This window comes from Sphingobacterium cavernae (genome assembly GCF_008520265.1).
Classification (GTDB): Bacteria; Bacteroidota; Bacteroidia; order Sphingobacteriales; family Sphingobacteriaceae; genus Sphingobacterium; species Sphingobacterium cavernae.
The window spans coordinates 1-19,197 of the sequence record NZ_VIQM01000053.1 but is presented as its reverse complement, the minus strand read 5'-3'; the positions used below and the strand labels follow the sequence as shown (position 1 = coordinate 19,197).

At 33.8% G+C, this 19,197-nt stretch carries 17 protein-coding genes and 1 pseudogene; 4 read left to right on the top strand and 14 right to left on the bottom strand.

Annotated elements, in window-relative coordinates; translation table 11 throughout:
* The first annotated feature begins 1 nt into the window (after position 1).
* Positions 2–1,276 carry a DUF4959 domain-containing protein gene (locus FLS47_RS10385; RefSeq protein WP_149914307.1) on the top strand — a complete coding sequence of 425 codons (1,275 nt, stop codon included), beginning with the start codon at positions 2–4 and terminating at the stop codon, positions 1,274–1,276.
* Positions 1,277–1,285: 9 nt separating this feature from the next.
* Positions 1,286–2,965, top strand: a complete 1,680-nt coding sequence (locus FLS47_RS10380; RefSeq protein WP_223225228.1) for a DUF4998 domain-containing protein — start codon at positions 1,286–1,288, stop codon at positions 2,963–2,965.
* Positions 2,966–3,416: 451 nt separating this feature from the next.
* Here FLS47_RS10380 and chrA read toward each other — a convergent pair whose 3' ends face one another.
* The 10 genes from chrA to FLS47_RS10335 all read right to left on the bottom strand — a co-directional run bounded on the left by chrA (position 3,417) and on the right by FLS47_RS10335 (position 9,959).
* A complete protein-coding gene (chrA, locus tag FLS47_RS10375) occupies positions 3,417–4,550 on the bottom strand; it encodes a chromate efflux transporter (protein ID WP_149914306.1) in 1,134 nt (377 codons plus the stop codon).
* Positions 4,535–4,975 (bottom strand): DoxX family protein, encoded by a 441-nt coding sequence (locus FLS47_RS10370; protein WP_149914305.1) that lies wholly within the window; start codon positions 4,973–4,975, stop codon positions 4,535–4,537. The genes chrA and FLS47_RS10370 overlap by 16 nt, the downstream gene beginning before the upstream one ends.
* A 313-nt stretch (positions 4,976–5,288) precedes the next feature.
* Complete coding sequence (locus FLS47_RS10365) at positions 5,289–6,089, bottom strand: helix-turn-helix domain-containing protein (protein ID WP_149914304.1); 801 nt, start codon at positions 6,087–6,089, stop codon at positions 5,289–5,291.
* Between the two features lie 33 nt (positions 6,090–6,122).
* Positions 6,123–7,154, bottom strand: a complete 1,032-nt coding sequence (gene arsB, locus FLS47_RS10360; protein WP_149914303.1) for an ACR3 family arsenite efflux transporter — start codon at positions 7,152–7,154, stop codon at positions 6,123–6,125.
* Positions 7,155–7,157: 3 nt separating this feature from the next.
* The gene (locus tag FLS47_RS18790) at positions 7,158–7,370 is read right to left on the bottom strand and encodes a glycine cleavage system protein H (protein ID WP_262713869.1); all 213 of its coding nucleotides are present in this window, start codon (positions 7,368–7,370) and stop codon (positions 7,158–7,160) included.
* Positions 7,354–7,533, bottom strand: a complete 180-nt coding sequence (locus FLS47_RS18785; protein ID WP_262713868.1) for a hypothetical protein — start codon at positions 7,531–7,533, stop codon at positions 7,354–7,356. Before FLS47_RS18785 ends, FLS47_RS18790 begins: the two co-directional genes overlap by 17 nt.
* Before the next feature lie 18 nt (positions 7,534–7,551).
* Positions 7,552–8,325, bottom strand: coding sequence for a metallophosphoesterase family protein (locus FLS47_RS10350; protein WP_149914302.1), 774 nt, complete (start codon positions 8,323–8,325; stop codon positions 7,552–7,554).
* A gap of 17 nt (positions 8,326–8,342) precedes the next feature.
* On the bottom strand, positions 8,343–8,816 hold the full coding sequence (locus FLS47_RS10345) for a DUF6428 family protein (protein WP_149914301.1): 474 nt from the start codon (positions 8,814–8,816) through the stop codon (positions 8,343–8,345).
* 67 nt (positions 8,817–8,883) lie between these two features.
* Positions 8,884–9,213: an ArsR/SmtB family transcription factor gene (locus FLS47_RS10340; RefSeq protein ID WP_149914300.1), complete on the bottom strand. Its 330-nt coding sequence runs from the start codon at positions 9,211–9,213 to the stop codon at positions 8,884–8,886.
* A 134-nt stretch (positions 9,214–9,347) separates the two neighbouring features.
* A complete protein-coding gene (locus FLS47_RS10335; protein WP_165291311.1) occupies positions 9,348–9,959 on the bottom strand; it encodes an outer membrane beta-barrel protein in 612 nt (203 codons plus the stop codon).
* A gap of 564 nt (positions 9,960–10,523) precedes the next feature.
* Here FLS47_RS10335 and FLS47_RS10330 point away from each other — a divergent pair.
* Positions 10,524–14,483, top strand: a complete 3,960-nt coding sequence (locus FLS47_RS10330) for a response regulator (RefSeq protein ID WP_149914298.1) — start codon at positions 10,524–10,526, stop codon at positions 14,481–14,483.
* Between the two features lie 81 nt (positions 14,484–14,564).
* Here the strand turns inward: FLS47_RS10330 and FLS47_RS10325 are convergent, their stop codons facing one another.
* Entirely contained in the window at positions 14,565–14,939 is a 375-nt protein-coding gene (locus FLS47_RS10325; RefSeq protein WP_149914297.1) for an RNA-guided endonuclease TnpB family protein, read from the bottom strand.
* A gap of 67 nt (positions 14,940–15,006) precedes the next feature.
* On the opposite strand from FLS47_RS10325, the pseudogene FLS47_RS19045 reads away from it, so the two are divergent.
* Positions 15,007–15,120: pseudogene (locus tag FLS47_RS19045) on the top strand (transposase); the annotation flags it as partial.
* Between the two features lie 311 nt (positions 15,121–15,431).
* Here the strand turns inward: FLS47_RS19045 and nhaA are convergent.
* The 3 genes from nhaA to FLS47_RS10305 form a co-directional block, all read right to left on the bottom strand.
* Positions 15,432–16,616 carry a Na+/H+ antiporter NhaA gene (nhaA, locus tag FLS47_RS10315; RefSeq protein ID WP_149914296.1) on the bottom strand — a complete coding sequence of 395 codons (1,185 nt, stop codon included), beginning with the start codon at positions 16,614–16,616 and terminating at the stop codon, positions 15,432–15,434.
* 6 nt (positions 16,617–16,622) lie between these two features.
* Positions 16,623–18,050: an alanine/glycine:cation symporter family protein gene (locus FLS47_RS10310; protein ID WP_149914295.1), complete on the bottom strand. Its 1,428-nt coding sequence runs from the start codon at positions 18,048–18,050 to the stop codon at positions 16,623–16,625.
* Between the two features lie 331 nt (positions 18,051–18,381).
* The gene (locus FLS47_RS10305) at positions 18,382–18,834 is read right to left on the bottom strand and encodes a hypothetical protein (RefSeq protein ID WP_149914294.1); all 453 of its coding nucleotides are present in this window, start codon (positions 18,832–18,834) and stop codon (positions 18,382–18,384) included.
* Between the last annotated feature and the right edge of the window lie 363 nt (positions 18,835–19,197).

Sequence of the window (19,197 nt, the reverse complement as noted above, 5' to 3'; positions counted from 1 at the left end):
TATGAAAACAATATATTTAGGATTCATTTACTGTCTGGTAAGTTTATGCATTATATCCGCTTGTAAAGAGAAAGATAGATTCAAACCCAATAGTGATGACACCCAAGCTCCAGGAAAAATCACTTTAAAAAGCTATGAGGCATTATACGGTGGGGCTAGATTTTTCTATTCATTTCCAGTCGATGAGGATTTGATGAGTGTGGAGGCTATTTACACGAATAAAAATGGTAAAAAATTCACTTTCGCAGCTTCTTACTTTGTGGACTCTTTGGACGTATACGGTTTACCAGACACCGAAGAATATACTATTCAATTGTATGCTGTAGATAGAGCAGGTAATAAATCAGAACCATTAAATGTAAAAGTTAGACCTTTAGAACCTGCATTTAGTAGAGTAGCAAACTCGATGGTGGTAAAACCAGGATTTAGCTCTTTCTTTATAGATTGGTCAAATGAATTAAAGCAAAACATCAATGTATATGTTGATTTCACCTTCAATCAAAATGGGGAAACTAGATCTATAACTTCTGTTTTTTCGTCAAATCTTGAAAAGGATAGACGCTTTATCAATGACCTTGTACTTTCTCCCTCGGAAAAAGTGGACGTAAAAATCAGAGTAGAAGACATATATGGTAATATCACAGAACCTATATCCAAAGGACAAATATCACTGTATGAAGATATTAAAATCCCAAAACAATCATGGATTTTACCCAACCCAAACGATTCAGTGGGCGGAGTTCCTATGGTATTCGGTAATGGTCTAGAGGGTAGAAATAGATACGTAATTGATGATATCATTGATAGAGGTGATAATTTGAATTTTATGCATACCAGTGGACGCGGAAAGACGGGGCGTTCAGCTGATGGGAATATGCCTTGGAATTTTATAATCGACTTAGGTGGATATTACGAACTTAGCCGCATAGTCACTGTACAGCGTCACTCCGGTGGCTTAGCTAATATATCACGAGGCCAATACTATAGAAATGAAAATGTTGGTGTGTATAATATGTACATCTGGGATGATGCTACTAATTCTTGGGAATTTGTTTCTCAAAGCAAAATAGAAGTTCCTTTAGGATTGAGTGAATTAGAGTTTGTGAAAAAAGGTGAAGCGGGTGATATGGCATATATGTATCCTGATGAACCGGCCTACACAAAGAAAACACGCTGGTTTAGATATGAAGCTGTCAAAAGTTTTAATGGAAACTATACCCTGGAAGATGCCAATTGTCTTTCGGAGATTACTCTTTATGGTAGAAAAAGTAACTAATCTTGAAATATGAAAGTTATTAAAAGAAACAGCAAATACCTATTTTTAATATGGGTATTAGCAATGATATATTCTTGTAAGGGAATGTATGACAATGTACAACCCTATTCTAACGAAGTGGTATACCCTGCAAAATACGACACTATTGTAAGTAAAGTAGGATTTGAGCGTGTAGAAATAGATTTGATGAAAGTAGGTCGCATTCCTTCGAGTCAAATATCAATGGGTAAATCAAAAAAAACTATTATTGAATACGATAGTGAAAAGATTGTGATAGACTCCTTAGTCTCATGGGTCAATGTCACAAATCTTAAACAATCTAAACTTTACAGAATTCGAGTATATACAATTGATGAGTTTGATAACAAATCAGTACCACAAGTGATTGCTGTAATACCATATACACAAGCCGATGTGGATAATCTGGTAGTCTCTTCTCCTCGTGTATTAACCTCTCCTAGTGCAGCTGTATTAGATTGGCCTACTTCACTAACCAATATTCTACTAAACTATAAAAGCTTAGAATACCAATACACAGACAAGAATGGTACGAAGATAACAGGAAAACAAACGAATAATCCTCGAATATTTGCAGCGAACTTAAATGCTGGACAGCCATTCAACCTCCTTCTTAAATACAATGTTGTACCAAAGGTCAATGGTGTACCAATATTGGATTCTGTAGAGTTAATAACACCATTAGCTATAAATATGCCAACGGGATCTAGTACATTTAATCCTGCTGAGCGAGAAATACTTGAAGCAAATGGTATTACTACATTCACAGCAGATGCTGTGGCTAGTTACAAAAAGCTAACCTATCCAGTACATACCAATACATTACAAGATTTATTTTACTTTGCGAATGTTGAAGAATTGGATTTAACTGGGGGCAATTTATTCCAACTCAAAACATTAGATTACAATAGAAATGGTGTAGTCAAAACCATAGGTGGGGGAAGCTATTTACCATTCATTCGCAAGGTATCTCCCATTACAGATGCCAATGCACAAACTATGGTAGACCTGCTGAGGTTAGGTATCATCAAAAAGATAAAATATATACCGAATTCATTAGGTATTGATCATCTATTGAAGCCCTTTGAAAACTCAGGTGTCATTGAATATGTGACCACCCCAAATGAGTCCTTAATTCCTATGAATTTCTTCTTAGACGGAAAAATTCAAGATGCGACAGCCTGGGCATTGGAACTACAAATCCCTGCTACATCTCCACCTGCAGCTCCTGCTGGAATCACCTTACAAAATGTTTTTAAAGCAACTATGAGAGGTAAAAATGGAACATTTGTATTTGTAATCCCAAAGGAATACAGATTTAATATTCCAGAGTACAGATACCTTAAATTCAAAGTTTACATGCCGGCTAAATCTGTTATTAGTGGTACCTATGAGCCCTATCAAAGACTTTGGCCAAGGATAATGAATTACCTTTGGGCATTTTCATCAGAAAGTACATTTGGCCAGGAGGGTTCCTCATTTAATGCAAATGATTATAGAATACCAGATAATCAATTACAGCAATGGACAGATGTAACTGTTGATTTGCAGTCTAGAGTGAATACTCACAATAGAGTTATTGCTATAAATATTGGTGGCGAACCAAGTCTGACATTTGCTCCTACTGTAGATATGGTATATTATTTTGCTAATTTCAGATTTTCAAAATAAAAGATAAATAACAGTACAAGCAGGTTTGAGCTAATTCCAACCTGCTTGTATATATCCGTCCTATGAAATAAGTGTTTATTAGCTTTCGGGTATAAATCACTATTGGTAAAATTTAGATCAAAGTGAAGAGAGAATAATTAATGACTATTAAGTCAAGTCTATTAGTTATAACTGTAAAGTTAATTTTATCATTCGCGAAATGGTCAATTTTGAAAATTATCCAGGATGGAGCAGGAAATACATAAAACTATCCTGGATGATTTCAAAGAATAAGCAAACAAGCTAGTTTTCAAACACATAATTGATTAAACAAATGTAGAGGAAAGACTGCAAAATCAAAGGAATGCCTAATCCGATATGCTTGGCAGGAACAATAATCAGCACTATCATGTTACCAAATACAATACATTAAGATTGAAAAAAGTTATGATCTACCTTAAAAGTAATGTATTTAAATTTGAAACAACAAGTATCCGAATAAGGAACTACCCAAAACTACAAAAGCACTATTTATTTTCCTGTAGCCAAAAGTTATTGCAATGCTGGAAAAAGCAATTAACATCGTCCTCCAATCAGTAATGATTTCTTTACCCATTTCCAAGCACACGACCATCATTACAGCTACAGATGCTACATTTACAGCATCTAAAAAGGCAGAAAATCCTTTAGAATTTCGAAGCTTTTTCATTAAGAGATTAAGCATTGCTACAAAAACAAATGAGGGAAGAAAAATAGCTATTGTTGAAATAAAAGCACCTGAAAGTCCATTGATTTGAAATCCGATGAAAGTTACCGACGAAAAAACGGGACCAGGCGTGAACTGACCTACTGCAATAGCATCCATCAATTGTTGCCTTGTGAGTAAACCTTTTGTAACCAATTCTGTATCGATAAAGGCAAATAATACATATCCGCTTCCATAAAGTATGGAGCCAATTTTAAGGAATGTCCAAAATAGCTGTGCATTGGTCGCTGTCCAAAAAGTTGTCTGTATGATTTGAAGAAAAAAAGCAAACGGAACGATACTTTGTAAAGTTTCATTTTGTCTGTTCTGAATAGTGTGCAATCCAAATGCTAACAAACCTGCACCAAGCATTAAATATATTTCATTAACTCCAATCACCGCAGCTAACAATACGGTAATACCGATAAGACCTAAATTTAAAGATTTTACGGATTGTTTTGCTAAAGGATAAATGGCAGCGAGAATGATAGCAATTATAGCAGGTTTGATACCATAAATAAAAGGCTGTAGCTCGGGCAACTGACCATATCGAATATACAAATACGCTAGAATACTTGTTAAAAAAACGGCGGGTAAAATAAAACACATACCGGCTGTTACTAAGCCTCTCCACCCACCTTTATCAAAGCCAATATGAATAGCCATTTCCGTGCTGTTAGGACCTGGAATAAGATTGGTAGCTCCCAGCAGATCCAAAAAATACTGTTCACTCATCCACTCCCGCTTGACCACTACTTCATCCCGCATCATAGCAATATGTGCTGCTGGACCACCAAATCCAATAAAACCTATTTTACTGAAAACTTTTGCTATTTCTTTTAGCTCTATTTTATTCTCCATTTGTTTTCAAAAGTTTTATCTGCCGACCATTTACCTCCACCTTTTATCAATAGAAAGATACTGCCCAAAAGCATCGTCCAATCGTTGCGGCTGCTGTGCATCATATCCCAAAATCCTTTTTCTATTAAAATCTCTGATTTAGTTGTTGCAATAGCCACAAGCATAATAACAATAAGTGGGAGACTTGCAAGCCGTGTGAACAGCCCGATTAGAAGAAGAAATCCACAAATAACTTCCAATGTTCCAACGAAACTGCCCAAAAATTCAGGATAAGGCAAACCAATTTTTTCAAATCGTCCGGCTCCACGGGTGTCGGCAAATAAAAACTTCTGAATTCCTTCTGATAAAAATACCGCTCCTACCATCAATCGAATTAATATAGTGGTTTTTGATACGTCTGTCTTAGTTATTTTTTGAAACTTCATGATTAGTTTTATGAATTTTGGATTGCACTTTTTTATATAGATAGGCTAAAATAAATGCAATTGGCATACTTAAAATAACAGAGAGGCCAGTTTCAACCATCCTATATCAAATGCACAGAATTGATTTTTTCTATAGTTTATTCTCATCCCCTTTTATTTATTGGCCCTGAGCCATTCCTTGTTTTTTTACAACCTCAAATAAATGGAAGTATAAACAAATATCAAACATCTCATAACCTTCGCCTTACACTACACAAATTTCGTGTAATACGAACTATCAGATATTGTATATTTGAAAATAGAAAGGTGTATTTTAAGTATTACGGAAGGTTTGAGGTGTAAGACCAGTGTAACGCTTGAAATACTTAACAAAATGGGAAGTGTCCTTAAAATTCAATTTAAAAGCAATTTCAGAAACACTACTTATGGTATACATCAATTGTGTTTTTGCCTCACTAATTATATGCTCAGCTATTACCTCAGCCGCTGATTGGTCTAGTGCCTTACGACAAATAATATTAAGATTTTGGGGTGTCATATGAAGTTTTTCTGCATAATAATTAACATTGTTTTGCAGGTCATTTGTTTGGTTGAGCAGTTCTCGAAATATAGTAATGGCACCATCTGATTTACGTGATTTAATTATCGAAGGTTTCCCCGCAATCAAAATTTTAGCAAATAGTGCTTTTAATAATCCTTCAGTAACAGTAAAATCTTTTTCTATAGTGAGCATTTGGAACAAGGTGTCTATACTTTCTGTTTCTTTCAGATGAATGCAGCTTAATCCACTCAGTTTAGATAAAAGACTTTTAAGTTCCCTGTCCAACGAATGGTCGACAAAACCCTTTTTTAAAAGCAATACATAACCATCCGGAGTATCTGTCATATCCCAATGATGCACCTGCTCTTTTCGGACAAAAAAAACCGTAGGTGGCATTATCGAAAATGAAGTATGATCGATGGTGTGCAATCCGCTTCCTTCCCTTAAATAAATTATTTCTAAATAGCTGTTATGTTTGTGAGGCTCGGTCTTGCGAATTTCTTTACGGAATGGGGCAACTTTTAGTAATGTTGACGCTTCAATTTTGTTTTTTATGGAGATAGAGTTTTTCAATTTATCTAAAATATGCAGTTTATCCCTATAAAATTAGCTATAATACTTTTTCTTTAACCATAAACTTGCCTTTACCAGCAATATTAATACCGGCACTTCGACCAATGGTCCAATCACACCTACAAATGCCTGCGGCGAATGAATACCGAAAACTGATATTGCAACAGCGATTGCCAATTCAAAATTGTTTCCTGTAGCAGTAAATGCGATAGAAGCGTTTTTATCGTAAGGTACTTTCAAAGATTTATTGATAAAGAAGCTTACAAAAAACATTAGCACGAAATAGATGATTAATGGTATGGCCACTTTCACTGCATCCATTGGTAGTTCTACTATTTTGTCGCCCTTCAAACTGAACATTAATACGATGGTAAACAGTAAAGCAAACAATGTAATGGGTGATATTTTTGGCACAAATATTCTTTTATACCATTCTATACCTTTAGATTTTACCAATATATAACGACTTAAAAAGCCTGCCAGAAAAGGAATACCCAAGTATATCAATACGCTTTCTGTTACCGCACTCATCGACACGCTTACATTGAAATTGGCTAAGCCAAATTTTGCAGGTAGTATGTTGATGAATAACCAGACTAAAAAGCTGTAAGAAATTATCTGAAAGATGCTATTCAATGCCACTAACATAGCGGTATATTCCCGGTTGGCTTTGGCTAGGTCACTCCACACGATGACCATTGCTATACACCTGGCCAGGCCTATCAATATCAACCCTGTCATATAATCAGGTTCGTTCCGTAAAAACAGAACAGCTAATCCGAACATCAATACTGTACCGATAATCCAATTCAGCATTAACGATATGCCGATTACTTTTTTATCCTTAAACGCTTTGGGCAGAAGTGAGTAGTCCACTTTTGCTAATGGAGGATACATCATCAGTATTAAACCAATTGCTATTGGAATATTGGTTGTGCCTACGGATAAGCTACCAGTTAAAGTAGAGATATTGGGAAAGAAAAAACCCAACCCCACCCCTAAAGCCATGGCAAGGAATATCCATAAGGTGAGGTAACGGTCAAGGAATTTTAGTTTTACTTGCATCTTCTAATTGTTTATAGTGTTAGCGTTTTGTTCTGCTTTTAGTAAGCTCACAATTTCTAGTTTGTTTTCTATTTTTACCAACCGACCATTTTCAAATAGTTTTCTGTTTACCCATGTTGGATCTTTTAAAATTAGTCTATTGGTTTCTATCACTTTACCTGACATAGGTAGAAATAAATCACTAACGGTTTTAACAGCTTCAATGGAACCAAACATTTTCGTCCTGCTTAAAATAATAGCCAATATTCGACACATCCGCATACACGATTTCACCTATATTACTTTGGGCAAACTCTGTAATATCAATCGTTCCAATGTTATTTTCTATAGGCAGCCAAGTATGCTCTTTGAAAAAGTATAAATCCTTTGGAATTTTCATTTCCTTTTTTTTTATTGATTAGTAACCACGTCTTAAATTTTCTGCATATTCGTTGGGTAGCGGACTATCTTCAACTGCTCTTGCAGCTTTTTCAATATCGTATTCAAATCGAATAAATTCAACTTTTACACTGTCTCTATCCAACACAGAGCTGTTCTCATTAATGGTAAGCATTACATAACAACCTCTTACATCACTGTCTTTTGGTTTGCCTACCGAACCAATATTGATGGCGTGTCTGAAATGATTTTGTCCATCAATTCCCGAATTCAATACTCTGTGATATGGTTTGTGTGTATGTCCAAAACACAGAATGTCTGCATCTGCTTGTTCCATAATACGAAGCATACTTTTCTCCTCTCGGTCTTCAAATAAATATTCGTTTATTTTTCTCGGACTTCCGTGAACCAGTAGCAAATTCAATTTATCTTTATTTAGTTGAAACTCTACTTTTATATGTGCTGGTAGTGTTCGCAAATACGCTCTTTCTTCATCGTTCATTAAAGAATTTGTGAATGAAATAGAAATGTTTCCGTTGTCTTTTTCGCTGTCCGTTTTGTATGCACAACCGCATTCGCTGCTCATTCTTCCAATTCCAAAATCGTAATTTCCTGCAATTGTTGGGATTTTTCTTTTACGGATTTCGTTAACCACTTCGTTTGGCCAAATATTATAGCCCACCAAATCACCCAAACAATAGATACTGTCAGGATTTCTTTTTTCAACATCTGCAAAAAAAGCTTCTAATGCAGGTAAATTAGCATGAATGTCGCTGAATAATACAATTTTCATTTTGATAAATTTTAAAATTAGCAACAACCTCCACCTGGCGTGCAAGTATTGGTTTGATTTACCTGCAATCCTATTAAATTTTTCTTTTGTTTTTCTGATGGAATACCACAAGCATCTTCTGCCAAACAAGCTGTGGTTTTGTTTTTCAAGACAAAAGTTTTTCCATTAAATTCTAAATCATATTTTCCAATGGTGTCACTTTGATATTCCACTTCAATTTCCACATCTTCAATACCTAACTTTTCTTCCGAGAGATTAATGATGTTTAAAAGTTTAGTGGGTTTTAAGCGATGTTCAAAATCATTAGCATTCCATAATTGAAAATTGACAACTTTTCCGCTCCGAATTATACCACCGCAGTCAATAAAATGTTTAGTTATTTGCCCCACTTCCGTAACGTGAAAATGTTCGGGTACAAAAGTTCCATTTTCCAATTGAAATTCAACATTATCCAAAGTCTGAAGAATTTCTTTAATTTCTGATAGTTTCATATTTTTTCTATTATTATGATTAATGGTATATTGCAATGTAGCGATATATTAAAGTAAAAAAAATGCATTAGCAGCATTTTTCAATAGCTATATCAGCTACAAAGAAAGTATCGAGTTCTTTTTTAATTTGTTGCCAAACTGTCTCATTGATACAGTAACATACACTTGTTCCCTCTATATTTCCTTTAATGATGCCAATGTTCTTTAATTCTTTTAAATGTTGTGAAATGGTAGCCTGCGCCAATCCCAATTCTTCTACCAAATCATTACAAATACAGGCATTCTGTTTGATGATATACTGTAAAATGGCTATTCGCGCAGGATGTGCCAGAGCTTTCAAATTAATGGCTAAATGATTCTGTTCTTCCGTAAATATTTCACTTTTGGTAACACCCATGTATTTTTGATTAATATCGCAATATTACGATAATACATTGAAAACAACAATAATTTTATAAAAAAATTATTGTTAAGTTCGAAGAATAGTTGTCAATCGTATCTAGCCAGAGAAATCAGCTAAAAGATATGCTTTTATCGTTTGCTACCGAATTCGTATCCTATCCCAATAGAAGTAACTCTATTTAAATATTTCATTCCACTCTGGTTTGAAATATTAACCAACCCGGCCGAGCTAGAAAGTCTTGTTGTGAACCCTCCATTAAATCTATATCCAAAAATTAGACCTATCCCTGCATCGAATGGTCTAAGCTGATTGATTTCATTTCCCCACTCTAAATGTAGTGCATTTCTACCTGATGTCACTCTTGCATCAACCCCATATGCAAAATATGGACCTCCTCCAAAAAAGAACTCTCCAGATTTCGTTGGTGTCCATGAAATAAAATTTATAGGAACCTCTAAATACATTAACTTATCTGTAAGTGATTCACCATCTATTTCAGACTTACCACCTTTGCCTTCTAGGGAAAGTCCTGGCTGAATAGAAAAACGCGGAGACACAGCAATATCATAGTATGCAGAAAGATGGTAAAGGGGAGCTATTTTGGTTGTTGAGGACTGATTATCCATGCGCAAGTACTCACTTGCAAGATTCAATCCTGCTTTGAATCCAAATCTATTCTGTGCTGATAATCCTGTTACGGTACCGATCAATAAGAACGCTAATAGGTAGTTTTTTTTCATATTGGTTTGTTTATTAAATCTCATATTTAGACCTTAACCCAAGGCTAATATGAAAATTATGTAAATATAGTTAGATTAATAATGCATATTACTAATATATAATTGAAACAATTATTTGTAACAATTTATATATAATATTAAGGATAATTCAATTTTTCATGCTATACTCTATTATATAATAAGCATTTTCTTTCCTCTTACGATAATCTTGACAATACGTAATCTTGGTTTTCCTTTGGCCCAATCGTAAACCATATGCTCATAAGCGTTCCTCAATACCCTGTAACAACTTATAACTTTCTTGTGGTGTTTTGTGGTACTAAGTATTTATAAGAACCTTTTGCTCTGGGAATTAGTCCTGAAATTATCGGAGTCATTATCTACCCAATAAGGTATGGCTAGCATTGATTCTATGCATCATTACTCAGTATTTTATAACAATTATAGAGACAAAATATCATAAGCAGCGAGCTAAATCGAATGACTTAAATAAGTTAAATATTTAAAATTTTGAAGAGATTTACTATTTTATAGTTAAATTGTAAATGGCCAAAAAGACAACAAATGAATACCTATCCTATACCTTTAAACGAAGATGATCGATTAACGCATCTAAAAAGATTCAACTTACTAAACCTTAGTAAGGATTCTGATTTTGATGTTATTTCTAAAAGCGCGGCTAATTTTACCCATTGCCCTATCGCTTTAGTTAGCATAATGGAAAGAGATGTTCAACGCATACAAAGCTGCATCGGAATGGAGGTTGACTCTGTAGATCGAAAACAAACAATTTGTCAATATACGTTAATGAGCACGGATGCTCTTGTAATTGAAGATACACTCCTAGATGAGAGAACCGCCGACAATCCAATCGTTAATCAGGCCAAAATAAGATTTTATGCAGGTGTTCCCATTATTGATGAAGATGGATTTGCTCTGGGCACGCTTTGTGTAATTGATTTTGTTCCTAAAAAAATAGATCAAAGTCAAATTGATTTCCTCTATGCGCTTGCCAAAAATGTGAGCCAGCTTTATACCTATAAAAAATTAAAAGTTGAGTCGGGATATTATACAGATATAATAAAGGTAACCCAAAATTTAATTGGAGTAATAGATAGTGATTTAAACATAAAAGAAGTTAATCAATCATTCAAACAGATCTTAAATCAAGATAATAAAGAAATAATAAGTAAACCTTTTTTTGACTTATTTACTGCAGATACAAATGATGAATTAACAGCAGCATTTAAGGATACCTTAGCTGGTAAAGAAGTTTCACTTACAACCTACACACTTTCTAATAGCAATCGTCTTATAACCATCCAATGGCACATTAAGTACGAGGAGAAGTACAACGAATTTTTCGCTATTGGACGTGATATAAGCCATGAAAACCAAGAGCGTTTAAAATTATTAAACTCTGAGCGAAGATTTAGAAATTATTTCGAAAACTCCTTGGGGCTTATGAGTATGCATGATTTAGATGGAAATATCTTACGTGTTAACGAAAAAGGAAGAGAGCTTTTGGGGTACAAAGAAAGCGAGGTAGAAGGTCTTAAATTAATTGATTTAATACCACAGGAAAACAAACGACTCTATGATCAGTACATGACAGAACTGATTGAGCATGGGCAAATGCGAGGGATGATGACCCTGTTGAAGAAGTCTGGAGAAAAAGTATTTTTCTTATACCATAATGTATTAGAGAAGGATTTGGATGGAAATCCTTATGTCAGCAGCATCGCACTTGATATTAGCGATAGAAGAAAACTTGAACTAAATCTTTTACATACGCAGCAAATTCTTGAACAAACAAATGCAGTAGCTCAAGTTGGTGGCTGGGAGGTTAGCATGAATGATGGTAGAGTATACTTATCTCCACAAGCAAAACAAATAATGGAAATGCAAGAAGTTGAAAATCTAGATCTCGAGACAGCTTTTGGAAATTTTCATACGAGTTCATCAATACTACTTCAAGAAGCTTTTTACACTGCAGTTAACCAAGGAATACCATATGATTTAGAGATAGAAATGCAACCTATCAGTCAAAACAGACAATGGGTGCGTGTAAAGGGTATACCAGAATTCTCCGATGGGGTGTGCAAACGGATATTTGGAATTATACAGAATATACATAGTAGCAAGACCATGCATTTGGAGGTTGAACGAAAAGAATCTATGTTGCGCACTTTTATCGAATACGTGCCAGCAGCAGTAGCAATGTTTGACCAGAATCTAAACTACCTCTATGTAAGCAATCAGTGGTTAGATGAATTTAATTTTGTAAAGGAACATGTTGAACACAGGAATATTAGTGACCTTTCTACCGATATACCCGATTACCGAATAGAAATATATAAAAATGCTTTAAAAGGTATTTCTTATAAAAACACTCATGAGGTAATGTATATTGGTAAGGATAAAGAAGAAAAACATTTTAACTGGGAGGTTAGACCGTGGTATATTTCCGTACAGAAAATAGGAGGTATAATTATTTTTGTACAAAATATTTCAGAAGAAGTAAAGAAAAACGAAGAATTATTAACAGCTCAAAAATCTGCTGAGGCAGCAAATAAAGCAAAATCTGAATTCTTGGCAAATATGAGTCACGAGATACGTACCCCTCTAAATGGTGTAATCGGCTTCTCCGACCTACTTCTTCAAACACCACTTAATGAACTTCAACAGCAGTACCTTAAATATATTAATGAATCAGGAAATAGTCTGCTTAGTATTATTAACGATATATTAGATTTTTCAAAAATAGAATCAGGTAAACTTGAATTATATATAGGCAAATACAATCTATATGATTTATGTAGTCAAGTTGTAGATGTGATATTGTTTCAGGCGCAAAGTAAAGGTTTAGAATTGTTACTTAATGTGCCTGAAGAGTTAGATTTAAATATTTGGGTCGATGATTCGCGACTAAAGCAAGTTTTAATAAACTTAATGGGCAATGCCGTAAAGTTCACTGAAGAAGGCGAGGTTGAACTTAAAGTCCAACAAATAAGCCAAATGGGTTCAACAACAAAACTTCGTTTTTCTGTAAGAGATACTGGTATCGGAATTGCAAAAGAGAAGCAGGATAAAATATTTCAAGCATTTACCCAAGAAGACAGTTCAATTAGCAAAAGGTATGGAGGGACAGGACTAGGTCTTACTATTTCCAACAACTTACTAAAATATATGCACAGTAATTTGCAGCTTTTAAGTGAGCCAGAAAATGGAACTACTTTCTTTTTCGATTTGGAAGTTGAGTATGAAAAAACAATTACTAACCCTAATAATAAAATAGAAATACCTATTAAGCGTGCTTTGATTGTAGATGATAATACTAACAATCGAATTATAATGGATCATATGCTTAAGTATAAGAATATTGATACAACCTTAGCAAAAAATGGAGTAGAAGCTTTGCAGTTATTAGCCCAAGGAGAAGAATTTAACCTTATTCTTGTGGACTATCATATGCCAGTTCTCTCTGGTGTAGAAACTATTGCCAAGATGAAAGAAATAATGGCTAGTAAAAATATGGAAATACCGTTAATAATTTTGCATACTTCCTACGAGAAACAAGAATTGTTATCACATTTAAGTGACGATAATGAAATTGTTAGTTTAATGAAGCCTATCAAAACAGATAAATTATACTTGGCAATTAACCAATCAATACACAAACACCAACAAGATAAAGAAGATAAAGATCTAATTAAAAATAGTATTGCGACAGAAAATTTGCTAGACAAAAACGAATCTATAGCTGCTATATTAGTAGCCGATGACAATGCAGTAAACATGCAACTAAATCTCCGCATGCTAGCTGGTTTATTACCGAAATCCGAAATAATTTCTGTTAATGATGGAGAAAAAGCATATCAGGCGTGTACAGAAAAACAATTCGATATTATTTTAATGGACGTTCAAATGCCAGTTATGGATGGTATAGAAGCAACCAAAAAAATAAGACAATTGGATAATTACAAAAACACACCCATCATTGCCATTACTGCAGGAAATACTTTGAGCGAAAAACAAAACTGCATTCAAGCCGGCATGACACAGTTTCTTGCTAAACCAATACGTATTGCTGATTTAAAAAGTGTAATTATGGAAGTACTTGCTAACATTCCTGGTGATACGACTGCACAGCATGCTACTTTAGACTTTGATTTTGATAGATCAATTTTAGAAAGTAATTATAGTGACGATGACGAGTTTAAAAGATATTTTCTTGACCTTGTAATTCAAGAATTAAACAACACAATAATAATATTAAAGCAAGCTATAGAATACAAAGATATATCTTCGCTTAAATCGATTCTTCATAAACTAAAAGGCACAGCGTCTCACGTAGGATTAATCAAATTAAATCAAGTTACGAAAGATTTAGAAGATAAAGTTATAAATCACGAGCCTTTTCGTTGGAACGAAATATTAAACATTGTAAAAGATATAGAGAACGGTCTTATGTATATAAAAGAGTTGAAAGATGATGACACACAGAGCACAGCAAATAATTAACATAAACTGAAAATAATAGTGCTTAATTTTTTATGGACATACACATTATTTCTTTAAAGGTCTTACAGAAAAGGTTGTGAACTACCCATTTGCTAAAGACAAATGGGCTTCGGGCTTCACTGACTTGTGCTTTGTTGTCAAAGTCTTATTTGAGTCTCCGCCCGTGTAATCGCCAGTTCCTGACGATATTATTTTTAATCCTTCTTTCAGAATGTTTTTTGCAGCGTTTAAATCACGGTCTAAAACGTGTCCATTTTTGCAAGTCCATTCTCTTATTGAAAGATTTAAGCCTTGATTTATCCAACCGCACTCACAGCAGGTTTTACTTGATGGATAGAAGCGATTGATTTTTACAATCTGTTTATCGTTCCAATCAGCCTTGTATTCAAGCAACCTAACGAAAGTTCCCCAACTTGCATCAGAAATATGTTTTGAAAGTTTATGGTTTTTGACCATACATTTCACATTCAAATCTTCTAATACATCTACTTATTACATTTCGCGTTCACCACACAGGTCATTCTTATTTAAACATTTTTGGAAAGAACATACTTTCTGGTCTGATGGTTATTTTGTTTGTTCAATAGGTGAAGCATCTCCTGATACTATTCGTGAGTATATTCTCAATCAGGGTTAGTCGCTTACATCTCACAGGCTAAAGACCTGGGGGTTTTACGATCCGTTTTATAAAATATTAAGCATTCCTATTAGGGATTCTTACTCATTAAAATAGTTACTGTAAGAAATATATTATCAGACAGCAAATGCAAGAGTAAGCATAACACTATTGTTATCTATGATAATTAATAGATTATTGTATGTATAGCTAACTCTTGCAAAGGCATATAAAACTATTCTTCTAAAATAGTAGCTATGCTTGTAGTGATTCCTCGCAAATGAAATTTATTCAAACTGTCAATAGGATGTTTACATTTCTAAATTCCACTTTTAGTTTTTTATCCCCCTTGACAGTTTTGACTGTGAACTCAAAACCACATATCCAACTATACCTGCTAATAATGAAGTGACTAATATACTCAGTTTCGCCTCTGCTATATATGATGGATCTGAAAAAGAAAGTATTGCAATAAATATAGACATAGTAAAACCAATACCAGCTAATAAACCAACCCCAATGACATGTAACCAATTGGCTCCGAGTGGAAGGGAGCTAAGTTTCATTTTTACACACAAAAAAGATGTAAGCAAAATTCCTATTGGTTTTCCAATTAATAACCCCAATCCTATACCTAAACCTAAGTTAGAGGTTAGTCCGTTAATCATTTCAGATTCTAGAGTGATGTTTGTATTTGCAAATGCAAACAAAGGGATGATGAAGAAATTGACTGGTTTAACCAATGCATGTTCTAATCTTTCCAATGGAGATTCTAAGTCGGTATCATTTGTTGGAATTGTCATGGCAACTAGAACACCTGCAATGGTTGCGTGTATTCCAGAATGATGAACAAAATACCAAATGAATATCCCTGGTATAAGATACAAGTATGGATTTTGAATATTCATTCTATTCATAATAATTAGAACAGCTAATCCAGCACCAGCGTACATCAAATAAGTTACATCTATACCAGAAGAATAAAATAAGGCAATCACTAAAATTGCAATCAAATCATCTACAATAGCAAGAGCTGCTAAGAAAATCTTTAAGCTGGATGGTATTTTATCCCCTAAAAGATTTATAACAGCCAACGCAAATGCGATGTCTGTGGCCATGGGTATACCCCAGCCTGAACTTGTCACTTGACCAGAGTTTAAACCTAAATATATAATAGCAGGAACTACAGCACCACCAATTGCACCTAAGATCGGTAAAGAGGCTTTTTTAGGAGACGACAATTCGCCTTCTACTATTTCGCGTTTGATTTCTAATCCTACTAAAAGGAAGAAAATTGCCATCAGTCCATCATTAATCCATAAAAGAATTGAATAATTTAAATGGACAGATTCGTTTTCAAAACCAATTTTGTAGTCCAAAAAACTTTGCAACCAGGAGGCGAAAGAAGTATTTGCAATAATTAAAGAAAGAATAACGCAAATGAAAAGAAGAATTCCTCCGGCATTACTAGATTTAAAAAAGTCCTTAAAAACATTGAGATTTATTAACTGTGCCATAGATATTTATTTTTTATTCCAAATTTCCATATGGGGAAATTTAGTTTTCAAATTATTAAATTCCGGATCCTTTCCTGAATCATATTGATTATTATAATCTTTAAAGAGAAATAATACTTTTTTGTGTAGTAATATGATTGCTATTAGATTCAACCATGCCATTAGCCCGACACCAATATCTCCCAAATCCCAAGCAATTTTAGCTGTTGTAATACATCCAACAAAAACAGAAATTAGGATCACCAATCTCAATATATTTAATAAGTATTTACCAGTACTTTTAGATTGTATAAAGCTGACATTTGTTTCTGCAATATAGTAGTAGGCCATAATTGTTGTAAATGCAAACAATGTCAACGCAATGGCAACAAATGAGTCTCCAAAAAGTGGAAAGTGATGAGATACAGCTAATTGGGTATAAATAGGACCAATCTCTATACTAGGTATATTTTCTATTAAAAATCCTCCTTCAGGATTCACTACATTATATTTGCCAGTAAATAATATCATAAGCGCCGTAGCTGTACACACAAATAACGTATCCACATATACAGAAAAACCTTGTACTAATCCTTGCTTTATCGGATGGGAAACTTCAGCTGCTGCCGCAGCATGTGGAGCAGTTCCTTGACCAGCTTCATTACTGTAGATGCCTCTTTTTACGCCCCATGCTATTGCTGATCCAACAATAGCTCCAAATGAGGCTTCCATATTAAGCGCTGATTTGAATATAAGTGCAAACACATCTGGTAATTGCTTATAGTTTATGGCTATGATAATTAATGCCATCAGAATGTATAAACCAGCCATAATGGGTACAATATATTCCGCAATTTTACTAATCCGAGAAACTCCACCTATAATAATAAATCCTAATATAACGCACAAAAATGCACCGATTAAATAGGGAGATATACCAAAAGAGTTATTAACGGCAACTGCTATACTGTTACTTTGTACAGAAGGTAATAAAAATCCTGTTGAGATAATTGTTACGATAGCAAAAGCCCAAGCAAAAATCTTATTATTTAAACCTTTGAGGATATAATAAGCTGGACCACCTCTATATTGGCCATCTTTCACCTCTTTATACATTTGACCTAATGTAGCCTCAATAATTGCGGAAGAACTTCCCAGAAGTGCAATTACCCACATCCAAAAGATTGCTCCTGGCCCTCCCATTCCAATTGCTGTGGCCACACCAGCAATATTCCCTGTTCCTACACGTCCAGAAACTGCAAGCGAAAATGCTTGAAATGATGATATCCCTTTTTCTGATCTATTACTCTTGAAAAGCAAGGTAAACATCTGATTAAAATGGGTAATTTGAGGAAATTTAAATCGTATTGTAAAGTATACTCCAGTGAGAAGACATAAGTAAACTAGAGCATCTGACCATACAATATTATAAATGAAATCTATTATTCGCTGCATAAAGTTATTCAAAGGCTATACATTGCTCTAAGATAAATATAATAGCATGTCCATTTAACAATTATTGCATAGATTTTATCTATAATGACAGAATTGAAGTATGAGCTTGATCAACATTTTTATTTTTATGAATATATGTCGGAAATTTTTAAATGGTATTACTTAATATTTCCAAATAAAACGATAGGAAACAAAAAGTAAGCTTCGCCAATCAGCCAATATTACCACTAGGAAAATAATAAAAGCATAAAAACAAAACATTATTAACACTAAACTATACTAATTTATAAAGGGAATTTTGGAAAATTATAACTAATTTATGTAGTAAATCTTAGGCATATCTAGGAAGTGGAGTTACCTGCATATTTCTTTTAAAGAATACTTTTTTGTTTTTATCCTCCATTAGAAAGCCGGAAATAACAATTTGACAATTTTCAATTTCCTGTGGTTTTAATTTTCCACTTTTTCTTACTTCCATTGAAAGTAATACGCCATCTTGAGGAATAGGTAATTTCGTAGAAATATTTCTGTAATGCCTCAAACGGACTTTGGAATTTTTTATTTTAACATCATTAATATACAAAGCTCTGAAATTTTCATTAACACTTTTAATATGGAATAGCAACAAGTGTTTAGATGCTTTGGAGGTGCTACTTTCTTGGAAATCAAAAGAAAGAGAAAGATTTACATTATCATCAAATACTCTTTTCTTTAAGTAATCTAAATAATAAAATACGGCAAAAATCAAAATGATTGCGCCGATTAAAATTAAGTATATGATCATTTGGTTTGGTATTTATATTTCAAATATACAATTTTTTATTGTATATCAATATAACACTCATAAACATTACTTTAAATTTAAAAAAAATCAATAACAATCCATTATTCTGTAATTTTGTTAAAAGAACAAGTAAAACAATAGCGATTTATTATTTTACACGCTGTGCAAAAACAATCTACTCAAAAATTGAACTTGAATATAATATATACCATAAATTACAATTAGTGAACTACCCCTTTGCTAAAGACAAATGGGCTTCGGGCTTCACAGACTTGTGCTTTGTTGCCAAAGTCTTATTTGAGTCTCCGCCCGTGTAATCGCCAGTTCCTGACGATATTATTTTTAATCCTTCTTTCAGAATGT